The sequence below is a fragment of the Trinickia dabaoshanensis genome (assembly GCF_002879885.1).
GTDB classification, from domain to species: domain Bacteria; phylum Pseudomonadota; class Gammaproteobacteria; order Burkholderiales; family Burkholderiaceae; genus Trinickia; species Trinickia dabaoshanensis.
In genome coordinates, this window is sequence record NZ_PNYA01000031.1 from 78,589 (window position 1) to 89,237 (window position 10,649).

9 protein-coding genes and 1 pseudogene are annotated in these 10,649 nt (G+C 60.9%); 6 read left to right on the top strand and 4 right to left on the bottom strand.

Going from position 1 to position 10,649, the window contains the following annotated elements:
- Positions 1–80 precede the first annotated feature (80 nt).
- Positions 81–2,225 carry a PA14 domain-containing protein gene (locus C0Z18_RS27105; protein ID WP_233217514.1) on the bottom strand — a complete coding sequence of 715 codons (2,145 nt, stop codon included), beginning with the start codon at positions 2,223–2,225 and terminating at the stop codon, positions 81–83.
- Between the two features lie 398 nt (positions 2,226–2,623).
- Positions 2,624–3,667: an alpha/beta fold hydrolase gene (locus C0Z18_RS27110; RefSeq protein WP_102648522.1), complete on the bottom strand. Its 1,044-nt coding sequence runs from the start codon at positions 3,665–3,667 to the stop codon at positions 2,624–2,626.
- 213 nt (positions 3,668–3,880) lie between these two features.
- On the opposite strand from C0Z18_RS27110, the gene C0Z18_RS27115 reads away from it, so the two are divergent.
- Genes C0Z18_RS27115 through C0Z18_RS27125 form a run of 3 tightly spaced genes read left to right on the top strand, consistent with a single transcriptional unit; the run spans position 3,881 to position 7,594 of the window.
- Positions 3,881–4,246, top strand: coding sequence for a DUF805 domain-containing protein (locus tag C0Z18_RS27115; RefSeq protein ID WP_158244305.1), 366 nt, complete (start codon positions 3,881–3,883; stop codon positions 4,244–4,246).
- Positions 4,247–4,253: 7 nt separating this feature from the next.
- Complete coding sequence (locus tag C0Z18_RS27120) at positions 4,254–6,515, top strand: FAD-binding protein (RefSeq protein WP_102648524.1); 2,262 nt, start codon at positions 4,254–4,256, stop codon at positions 6,513–6,515.
- Positions 6,512–7,594 (top strand): hypothetical protein, encoded by a 1,083-nt coding sequence (locus C0Z18_RS27125; protein ID WP_233217515.1) that lies wholly within the window; start codon positions 6,512–6,514, stop codon positions 7,592–7,594. Before C0Z18_RS27120 ends, C0Z18_RS27125 begins: the two co-directional genes overlap by 4 nt.
- A 43-nt stretch (positions 7,595–7,637) precedes the next feature.
- Here C0Z18_RS27125 and C0Z18_RS27130 read toward each other — a convergent pair whose 3' ends face one another.
- The gene (locus C0Z18_RS27130; protein ID WP_102648525.1) at positions 7,638–8,039 is read right to left on the bottom strand and encodes a nuclear transport factor 2 family protein; all 402 of its coding nucleotides are present in this window, start codon (positions 8,037–8,039) and stop codon (positions 7,638–7,640) included.
- 70 nt (positions 8,040–8,109) lie between these two features.
- On the bottom strand, positions 8,110–8,241 hold the full coding sequence (locus C0Z18_RS32800) for an NAD(P)-binding protein (RefSeq protein ID WP_146014110.1): 132 nt from the start codon (positions 8,239–8,241) through the stop codon (positions 8,110–8,112).
- 235 nt (positions 8,242–8,476) lie between these two features.
- On the opposite strand from C0Z18_RS32800, the gene C0Z18_RS33045 reads away from it, so the two are divergent.
- The 3 genes and pseudogenes from C0Z18_RS33045 (at position 8,477) to C0Z18_RS27135 (ending at position 10,463) form a co-directional block, all read left to right on the top strand.
- The gene (locus tag C0Z18_RS33045; protein ID WP_158244306.1) at positions 8,477–8,674 is read left to right on the top strand and encodes a DUF3237 domain-containing protein; all 198 of its coding nucleotides are present in this window, start codon (positions 8,477–8,479) and stop codon (positions 8,672–8,674) included.
- A gap of 58 nt (positions 8,675–8,732) precedes the next feature.
- Positions 8,733–8,966, top strand: a pseudogene (locus C0Z18_RS33945) (eCIS core domain-containing protein); the annotation flags it as partial.
- Between the two features lie 96 nt (positions 8,967–9,062).
- Positions 9,063–10,463, top strand: a complete 1,401-nt coding sequence (locus C0Z18_RS27135; RefSeq protein WP_233217516.1) for a hypothetical protein — start codon at positions 9,063–9,065, stop codon at positions 10,461–10,463.
- Positions 10,464–10,649 lie beyond the last annotated feature (186 nt).

The following is a 10,649-nucleotide window of genomic DNA, read 5'->3' on the forward strand; positions in this document are numbered from 1 at the left end:
AGAAGTTCATCGCGGTTTTCTGGTGATGAAGCCGGCGTCGCTCCCCCGACGCCGGCTTCATGAGCACCGCTAAAGCAAACTCAGTTCGTCGCCACTAGCGGATCGGACGGCACGATCCGCACGGCAGCAGGGCTTCGCACCAGCGGGTTCCACCACGAAAGATGCATGTTCGCTGCACCCGTGCCGTGCACATATTCCACCTTGATCGACGTCGGCTGCCTCGCATTCAGCCACACGATGCCGCTCGCCGTCGAACGTGTCGAAGTCTGCTTATTGATGACCTCGGCGCCGTTGATCCACAGCCGGGCGACGTTGTCGCTGTTGATCGAGAACGTGTAGAGGCCTGACTGCGACGCCTTGATCGCCCCCGTCCAGCGAATCCCGTAGTTCGTCGCATTGACACCCGCCGAGGCATCCGGCGAGTCGGTGCCGCGCTCCGTGTTCAGATCGAAATCGACGAGCGGCGTAACCGACGTCTTCACCGGCGCACTGTTGAAGCTCGGATCGTTGTAGTACGCGACGTTGAGCACTGGCAGCTTCACATAGAATCCCCCCGTGAGTGCCTGAACTTCCGACGTCTGCCACGGGTGACCATCGGGGTAGATAGTGCCTTGGAACGGCGTCGCCGGTTCGACTGTCGCCGGCGCGCTCGGCGTCTGGCCCCAGTGGAAGCGCGTGTTGGTGCGCCCGATCATCAGCTCCCAGATGATGAAGCCCGTGCTGCCGCCGTAGTTCGACACGATGCCCGGCATCGTCTGTCCCAACGTGCCCGTAAAGCCGCGCTGCAGCGTCTCCGAATTCAGCGCATTCACGTAGCTGCCGTTGACGGGCCCCGTGTACGGGTTGCCATACGGATGGAACGCGTAAAAGTCGGAGAAGTATGTGCCTTCGTCCTCCTGCACCTGCGGCGAATTGATCGGCTGCGTGGCGCCCGCATTGAGGATTGCGATGCGCGCATCGTTCATTAGCACCGCGCGCGTTTGCTGCAACGAACCGTTGCCGCTGCAACCCGGTTCGTTCATCGGCTCCCAGAAGAGGATGCGCGAGTCGTTGCGGTGCGGCGCGACAAAGTCGGTGATGTAGTTCGCGAGGCTCTGCTTATAAGTCATCGAGGCGTTCGATGCCGTCGGCTGGAAGTACGCCTGTTCGACCGGCGTGCCCGGCGACTGCACCCACTGGCTGTTGTGCACACCCCAGACGGGAGCGGGTTGCGGTCCATACTGCGGTGTCGGGTTCCAGCAGTCGTCGTAGAAGATCGGGGACACCTTGATGCCGTGCCGCGCGGCGATTTCCAGCAGGTTCTCGAACTTGCTCAGGAACGCGACGCGGTCGTTCGCCCACACGAGGTAATGCAGATACACGGCGATCGTGTTGATGCCATAGGTCTGCGCATACGTCAGTTCGCGATTGACGACGGTAGGATCGTAGTTCTGCCAGAAGTCGATCGCGTTGACGGCTGTCGACGGCGTATAGACCATGCCGACCACTTTCGAGAAATCGAAGGTCGGCGACTTCACGGTCGGATAGGTCTTGATCGTGATGTTGCTGAACGTCGCGCCGACGCCGAAGCGGCGCACGCCGAAGCTGCCGCTCGCGAACGCGGCGGGAAGCCCATTGGTCGCATCGTTTGCGCTGATCACACGTTGCTGATCGAGATCGACGGTGATGGCCGTGCCGCTCGTCGTGACCTTCAGATGGTGCGTGCTGCCGCCGACGATCGTGCTGTTCGGGTACTGGATGAACTGCGTCCAGTTGTTGTTCTCGCGGCCGACGACCAATGTGTGCGAGCCCGTGTCGAGGCCGATGAAGTAGCCCGTCAGGCTATCCGGGCCACCCGCCGTCGGATTGGTCGTCCGCACGATGAAGCCGGCGTTGGCCGGTCCCGCGCCGACGGGATTGCTGACCGTAACGTCCGCTTCGTAGGATGCCGTCGCATACGTGCTGCCAAGCGCGACGGCCTTGTCGCCCGCACCGGTGCCGTTGGTGGCGGGCGCCGGAATCGTGATGCTCGAAGGCGTCGGCCCCGGCACCCAGCCTTGCGTGGAACCCGCCGCGAGAAAGCTCGTGAAATCGCCGAAATTGAGTGTGTTGGTGGTGAGCGCGGCAGGTGGCGGGGGAGGGGTGTACGGCGGCAGGTTCTTGTCCGGATCGCTGATGACGACAGCTGGCGTGGTGGTTCGCATGCCGAGCGGCGTGGATCCCGCCAGCCGAAATTCGTTTTGCACGGCCGCCGATGCTGAATTCGCGGCGGGCGTTTGCGCGTCCGCTACCGCTGTTGGATTGGATGAATCGCTGTTACCGCCGCACGCGGCCAGGATCACCGCGCTTGCCTAAAGCACGAGGAAGTTACGCACCTGTCTCTCCTGAAATCCCCCGTACTTATAAGAGGTCGGTAATTATTATTAATTTAGCGTGCATGGCTACGCCTTCGCTTATGCTGGTTGCCCCACTTACTGGGAAACGGGCGCGGCGAAACGGGGGAAGCGATACGGCGAGATTAATAATATTATTAATCGCCGATTCCCATATTGGGGGTTTCCCTGACTCGTGCGGAATGGTGGGGGGGCAGGGCTGTCGAACAGCGCCGTCGAGCACTGCGGTGATCGACGGTTCAGTGAGTCAGTCAGTTGTTGCGATCGGCTTTTATTTCACGAACCGGATGCACCGACAGCACAGATTCAGGTGGTCGATGCAGGCGGACCAGAAAGTTTTCGATCGCGCGATTGAACGCCGCATTGTCCTCGACATGAGGTATATGCCCGACTCCAGGCAACACGTTCATGCGCGCGTCAGGCAGCAGTCGCGACAGGCGTAGTCCCTCACTAACGGGCGTCACGCCATCGGTTGCTCCCCAGATCACTTCGACTGGCATCGTCAGCGACGCGTAGTCCGATGAGCGGCTGCTTCTGCTGCGTCCTGGATCGTTAACGAATGCATCCAGCCAATTCCCGTAAGCCTGCGTTGTGCCAACCACTGACAGCGGCCGCTGATAGACGGCAATCCGGTCGGGCGTAAGCGCGTCATGGCGCGAGGTGAACTTGCGCAGAAACCATCCGGTAAGCCATGGATTGGTTGCCGTCGCGGCGATCACCGGCCGTGCGACGACCGGTAACTTAATCAGATTTCCGACGAACCCACGGTCGGCCGGCGGCGGATCGATAGACAGCGCCACATCCACCAGCACCGCCGCTTTAAATCGCCCGGGCTCAGCCATCAATGCTTCGACCGTGGCTCGTCCACCGAACGAATGCCCGACGAGAATCACCTGCGAAAGCTTCAGCGTGTCGAGCATCCCGAGAATGCGCAAAGCCTGGTGGCTCGTGTCGTACGTATTGGCCGCAGGCCGGCTGGTGTACCCAAAAGGCGGTAGGTCCACCGCGATGCAGTGATAGCCGGCCTGACCGAGATAGTCCATAGTCGGAAGCCACGTCGAACTCCAGGCACCCGCGCCTGAGATGAAGACGATCGGCTGCCCGTTAGCGGGGCCGCGCTCCTGTATCAGCATGTCCACGTCCGCCGCACGCACGAAGCGTGATCCAACCGGCGCCGCGCTCCGCGCGACGTCCCGCTCGCGGTGTTGGGCGATCAGGTCCGCGCCGCCCAATACCGAAACGAGCACGATGATCGGCACAGCGACAAGTGCGATCGCGACTTTATAAATTCTCATTAGATCTCACGCATTCTTTTTATGATTTATGGGCTCAGCGACGCCGTATCACGTCGAATGATCACGCACAGTTATGCTCGGCCAATTTTCTCAAGATTGAGATCGACCGATGATATCAAATCCGCTTAAACTTGCGATCCGAAGCTTGAAACGCTTTGACGGCTTCAGGAACCGTCAATTGACTCCCGGGAATAGGCAAAAATAAAAATGCTATTGACTACCCTCACCACCGCTTTCTTTTTGAGCCGCGGCCGCATCACGCGCAGCGAATGGCTGACCCGCGTCGTTATCGCCGCATTCGTGTGCGCCGCATTCGGCAGCCTGACCGGTTCTTGGTTTGGCGAGACGGGTACAGCGCTCTTCGCGATCGTCTTCCTCTGGAGTGCGGGCGCGCTCTCCACCCAACGCCTGCACGACATCGGCCGCTCCGGATGGTCATTACTGACCGCCATCGTCCCGGTGTTCGGGCCGATCTGGGTGCTGATCCAGATGCTGCGCCGCGGTGTCGATCACGAAAACCGCTTCGGCCCGGATTCGGCGACGCGCTCGGATTACCTCAAAGTCAATATCGCGGAGTGATGCAGACATGGCAACGGTCAACGACGTTACCCAACTGAACCGGATTCCCGTGTTTTCAGTCGCTACGCCCACCACCACGCAAGAAGTCATCGAGGCGCTCACCCAGACCAATCTGCCGGTGTCGGTAGGCGGCGGCCATTTCAGTATGGGAGGGCATACCGCGAGTCCGGGCACCTTGCATCTGGATATGCGCAAGATGAACCGTGTGCTCCGGTTCGAGCCGCACACGCCGGTGATTCGCGTACAGGCCGGCATCCGCTGGTGCGACATTCAGCGTTTTATCGATCCGCACGGCCTGTCCGTCAAGATCATGCAGACCTACGCGAACTTCACCGTGGGTGGCGCGCTATCGGTTAATGCGCACGGGCGATACATGGGATTGGGGCCGGTCGTGCTCTCGGTGCGGGCGATTACGCTCGTGCTCGCCAACGGCGAAGTAGTCAACGCCACCCCTTCCGAGAACGCCACGTTGTTCAACGCGGCGATCGGCGGATATGGCGGCGTGGGCATCATCACCGAAGCGGAACTCGACCTTGTACCCAACACGAGGGTCAAGCGCAGCGACCGCAAGATGCCCACGGCCCATTACAAGGCATGGTTCGATGCCAATGTGCGCAGCCATCAAGATGTGATCTTCCACAATTTCGACCTCTATCCGCCGCGCTACACGCGCGGCCGGGCGATCAGCTGGACGGTCACCGACGAGCCGGCGACGTCGGCACGATTGCAGCCGCTCAGTCGCGGCTTTCTTGCCGCGAAATACTTTCTATGGGCCATTACTGAAACACCGTTCGGCAAGTTCCGTCGCGAATTTCTGTACGACCCGTTTCTGTATTTCGGCAAGAAGGTGCATTGGCGCAATTACGAAGCCGGCTACGATGTCGCGGAACTCGAGCCGGTCGGGCGGCGTCGGCGCACGTATGTGCTGCAGGAGTACTTCGTACCCGTGGACGCCGTCACGCGATTTGCCGAGGCGCTATCGGAGATCCTCTTCCGGCATCGGGTCAACGCGGTCAACATTTCGATTCGCCATGCGCTCGCCGACAACCGCACCATCATGGCGTGGGCACGCGGTGAGACGTTTGCCTTCGTGCTCTACCACAAGCAGCGCACTCGCGAGAATGCGAGGGAGCGCGTTGCGGTATGGACGCGCGAACTGATCGATGCCGTGCTCGCCGTGGGTGGTACGTATTATTTGCCCTACCAGTTGCACGCGACGCACGAGCAGTTCCATCGCGCCTATCCGCGAGCGCGCGAAATGTTTGCACTCAAGCAGCAGTTCGATCCGCAATACCGCCTGCGTGGCGCGCTGTGGGATCGCTACTATGCTCCGGAACGAGGCGCACTCGACGCAGCGCCCTTGTCGGCTACCGCATCGTCTGCCGCTTTGCCTGCCATTGGGGCGACGCAGGGGGACAACGGCATCCTGTTCGCTACTATCTACGGTAACGAGCACGAAGCCGATCGTTTCTATGCGTTCCTGCAGAACATTTTCAATGTTCTGCCCGAAGACCGTCTGCATACGTTGATCAAGGCGTCCACGGCCGAACACATTGGCGACGAGCGCATCTATCGCGCAATCCAGGCGGGCGTCAAATCGATCACGCCGCGCCTCGCGATGCTCACCCACGCGCTACCGTCGCTGTCGACGCAGAAGGCGGAAATGGGCCGGCAAGCCGCCATGCTGCTGGGCGATGCGCCGTTGCAAGACTATGTCGAGATTGGTACGACAGGGCGCTACGTTCGCGCCATGAAGAAGTATCTGCGCCTCAAAGGCCAGGTCACCCTGGTTCATGACGTGCGCCCGGGGATGAGCCCGGTCGATATCGTCGAGCGCGGACAAATCGGCTCGATAGGCACGTTCCAGCCTCTGAACGACTACGCGCCCATCGCGCTGCCTGCCGCAAGCGCGGACCTGGTGAGCTGCTTTGTCGGCTTACACCACATGGCGCCGGAAAAGCTCGCGCCGTTTCTCGAGTCGATCGCGCGGATCGTCCGCCCGGGGGGCTATTTCGTGGTCCGCGATCACGATGTTACGACGCCGACCATGGACGCATTCGTTTCGCTCGCCCATACGGTCTTCAACGCGGGGCTCGGCGAAACATGGGAAACGAACAGGTCGGAACTCCGACATTTCGCTAGTGTGGACGACTGGATATCGCGCATCGAAGCAGCAGGCTTTCGCCATACCGGCTTGCGCCTAACCCAGCAGGGCGATCCGTCGGACAACGTCTTGATGGCGTTCGTGCGCAATGGAGAGGCGGCATGATGCGACAGTTGCGGAATGCGCTACTCGCCATCGGCGCCGCGCTCACATTCGCCACGCCGGCTGCGCGTGCGGCGATGTCCCCCTCGACGCCCGGGGCACCGGGCGCCTCATACCAAAGCCCCGTGCCGGCAGCGGATCGCCGCGGCGCCGAGCAGACGCTGCTGACTTTTCCGGAGTGGTATCTCGTGCACAGTCCCGCGGAGTACGCGCGGATGGTGCAAACCGGGCCGTCGCACGACTTTCCGTTTCTGGACCAGATCGCTCAGCTCTGGTCGAGCTACGCGGCCGTCACGCGCGAGCAGATGCGCGACCGCTATCCGCTCAATCCCGGTTACCACGTGATGATCTGGGTGATCGCTTCGAGCACGACCGTGGAATATGCGCTGCGCTCCATCTACGAAAATACAGTGGGCCGCGCGAGCTGGCTGCTCGGCGGGAAAAAGCTGACCGATGAAGACCGCTATGGCGCTCAGGCGGCTCAGGAGTACGTGGACTTCATCCGTCAGGAGCCGTGGTACCTGTTCGACTTCAGCGCGCGGCTGCGTCATCTTTGGAGCGACGTCCCGATGTGGGGGCCGGGGCTCGTGCGCAAATGGGAACGCCGGTACGCGTTGACCACCGAATACGCGATCAAGGCCGTGTATGGAAAACTAATCGAAAAGGCAACGCGGGCCGCCTATACGCCTGCCCTGATGACCACCGATGTGGTCGTGGACCACTTGCCCGACGGCTGGTCGGCGCCGGCTCACGTCAGCGTGCTTGCCCGTTTGCCGGACGGTCGGGCGTTACTGGCGTTGCCACGCTATTTCGACTTCAGGCTCGCGGCGACATCGCTCGCGCAACAGGGTATCCATTTGACCGATATCGCCGGCAACACCTCGGAGATTCTGGTCACGCTGTGGGTGAAGGACGGCACGGCATTGCCGGCCGGCAGCGGCCGCCTATTGTTTGAACAGCCGCTAACGATGCCTGCCCATACCCGACGGGTCGCGCTGCTGATACCGGTTCGCAGGCTGTCCGATTTCCTGGCGGTAGCGGGGAAGGACGGCCTGGTGACGGAGCATGTGTACGACTACTGAAGGTGGTCGCGCATGAGAACGGACAGACGACTCAGTGCCCCACTTACTGGTACTTATCCCCAACCTGCACGCGGATGGGGTAAGTATCGTAGATGATCGTCATCTTCCGGATGCGACCGTCATCAGAGAAGTCGAAGACGTCGCAGCAATCGAAACTCACTTGCGTGCCGTCTTTCAATCCCCAGTCGTAAGTGAAATATCCGATCGCCCGCGCGTTACCCGAGATGCTAACCAGGGTGTCGATGGGGGTGATCCGGCTTTGCCCGGAAGCTTCACGAACCTTCGTGAAGAACGGTGCCGGCGTCATCCAGCCGAGAAACGGCGAATAGATCTGCGCATCCTCGGTGAACAAGGCGACGATGCCTTCGGTATCCCCCTGTTCCAAAAGCGTCAGGTATTGGCTAATCGTTTCGGCAAAGCCGCGCGTATCGCGTTTCGATTCCATGGTGTGGGTTCCTCAGTGAGATAGTGTCAAGACGCGCACGAGCTGTTGGGACAGCGTGCCGCCGGTTTCGTCATCCAATGTCGACGCCGAGTGCCTTGGGCTGTTCGACCGCCTCAAATACGGTTACGTCGAGGCCGCGGCGATGCGGCGCGAGGGCGAGCGTTAGGCCGCCGATACCCGCGCCCGCGATCATGATTCGCATGATGTCGTCTCCATCCATGTGAGCGAGATATTGTTATGCACCATAACAGTTTGCCTGAGAAACTACCTTTGCGTAAAGTGCGCTCTATCCGGTGACCAGGACGCCTCTCACCATGGCTCGCTCCGCTTCATCGCTTCGCCTGCTCCCGCCATGGGTTTTCCGTACTGGTATTGATCGCCCGCAACCCGAAACTGATTCGGCTGCTGGCCAAGCTTGGCCCGGTGGGAGGGCAGGAATGAGCGATGTTCTGCTGGCGTTCGAGCACGCGTTCGATATGACGATTCAAGTCGGACAGCCCGTCACCGATGGTGTCGCAGAGATCGACGCCTGCTATCCCCTCGAAACTGAGTACGGTCATCGCGCATTGCTCCACAATCGCGGCTTGCGTTGGGGCGCGCCGCATGTGCTGTCCCGACTCGCACAAGGTAGCTGATTCATCGTTTGCGCTCGCCGGAGCCCTCGGGCATACTCGCGCGCGGGGGATTCAAATGATGAAATCAACTAAAAACATTTCAGAAGTTCATCGCGCGCGCGTCCGTTCGCGAGAAATCCAGCACTGGTTCGGGGTTGATTTCTCGGGCACTACCATCCGGCGATCCGCGCTGCCGTCTCGCTTGGGCATGTGGGGCTTGGCCGTGGGGCGAGATGTTCTACTCGCGCACGACGCGCCTTCAGTCGAGACACGCGAGGGCCTGCGGCTTCTCGCGCACGAACTAGCGCATACGCTCCAACACCGAATCCTTGCTGCGCCATCCGAAGGACCTGTCCTGCTCGAAGATCCCGAACTGGAGGCCGGGGCCGATCGTTTTGCGGATGCGGTCGTGGCAACGCTTTGTGACGGCGTCGCCCCCGACTTTTCCGTCGTGCCGTCGGCACCCGGACCTGCACCGTTGTCCAAGGGCTCGTATCTGCAGGCCGCTTTCAGACATAAGTTTGAGTTCATTCCGGCGACGGCAGTGCCTGCCAAGTGGGCATTTCTAGTTGCGAAGATCTCCACCGTTTTCGACGCGTATGCGCGCGAGAAGCACGCGCAAGCCGCTATCGACTACGAGACGATGAAGAACAAGCTCGCCACAGGCGGGAACGCGCATCCCATTCTTCACTCGTACGAAAAGGCGCATCTGCAGCACGGTAAGGACTGGCATGACCTGGCCGACAAACTGCTCAAGCGATGCCCCGGACAAATCCAGTTCAGCAAAGATCCTTGGTCCGTCGATTTGATGCGCGACGATTCCGTCCAGATTTTTGCGCGTCACTCTACAGAACGCGGCGTACAGAGTACGCTCGTCGTGCTTGGCTCGGTCGCTTTCGGAAGCGCCCGGTTTCGGCCGATTGCCGTTCAACCCGCCGGCGCACGGTCGACCGTCGTCGAGCGCGTCGCCGAACCCGGGAAGCACTATATCTACGCTCCGAACACGGATACATTCGTTAGGCGCTTTGTCGCCCGCGGCCTGAACCAATCGGACGCCCTCAACCTCGACCTCTCGCAAGACCTACAAGCGCCTCATACGGGCAAAGCCCAGGCACGCGAAATTTACTCGTCCGCTCAAAGCTCGCGGCATCGCGTGCTTGAAGGAGTCGCTCTGCTGACGTCTCAGCAACTCCTCAGCCATACGCGCGGCTGGCAGAAGCGCTTCATTTCCACGGGCGTATCGAACCGGCCGGCGTTGTCGACGCGAGGACTCCCATTTTCCAGCGTGTTCGGCGCGGTCACCATCGATCTTGCGATGGTCGATCCACTGACGATCTTTCCGCTGAATTCACATCTCGCTGCCGAACGACTGTTGGGTGGCCGCGTGACGGCGCTCAACGTCGTCAACGCGCGTGCGGCTCAACCTGGTGGCAGCCGGACGTTGAGGGACGAAGAGTTTCTAGCGATGCGGGACGTTCTTCGCACGCGGGAACTTGTCATTGCCGGTACGGTTCCGCATGCCGCGATCCGCGCTCAGCGCCAAGTAGGGGTGGTGCTGGGAATCGCGGGCAAAGGAGGGCCCACAGGCCGTCACCCGGCGCATGCGATTCCCGTCGACCAATGGTCGTCGAGCGAGGAACGGCTTGCCTATCCGTGGCTGCGCCCCGGAGGCCGGGGTAGCATGTGGTGGTGGTTCGCCGCCTATGCCACTCCTACGCTCGCCAATGAAGCGGCGAAAAACCTTCATCGCAACGTAGAGCGGCACATCTTCGGCACGTACGCGCCTGTTTGTCCGACGGGGACGAGCTGAGGGTTTGTCCACGCGCTTTTTGGCACGCGGTGTGGTGTCGTTCTGAGTCCGGAATGGGCCGAGGCTGTGTGAAAACGTAGTCATCGCCTAAACTGAATCAACGCATCGACCGCCGGGTGACTCATGAAGCGATTCGTTGAAGGCGATGACCGCAAGCAGGTTTCACTTCTGCCCGAATGCCTCGAT

What these genes read in the sequence shown, in the direction of transcription:
- C0Z18_RS27110 (WP_102648522.1), bottom strand. Translation starts at nt 3,667, where the DNA reads ATGAGAATTTATAAAGTCGCGATCGCACTTGTCGCTGTGCCGATCATC.
- C0Z18_RS32800 (WP_146014110.1), bottom strand. Translation starts at nt 8,241, where the DNA reads ATGCGAATCATGATCGCGGGCGCGGGTATCGGCGGCCTAACGCTCGCC.
- C0Z18_RS27125 (WP_233217515.1), top strand. Translation starts at nt 6,512, where the DNA reads ATGATGCGACAGTTGCGGAATGCGCTACTCGCCATCGGCGCCGCGCTC.
- C0Z18_RS27120 (WP_102648524.1), top strand. Translation starts at nt 4,254, where the DNA reads ATGGCAACGGTCAACGACGTTACCCAACTGAACCGGATTCCCGTGTTT.
- C0Z18_RS33045 (WP_158244306.1), top strand. Translation starts at nt 8,477, where the DNA reads ATGAGCGATGTTCTGCTGGCGTTCGAGCACGCGTTCGATATGACGATT.
- C0Z18_RS27130 (WP_102648525.1), bottom strand. Translation starts at nt 8,039, where the DNA reads ATGGAATCGAAACGCGATACGCGCGGCTTTGCCGAAACGATTAGCCAA.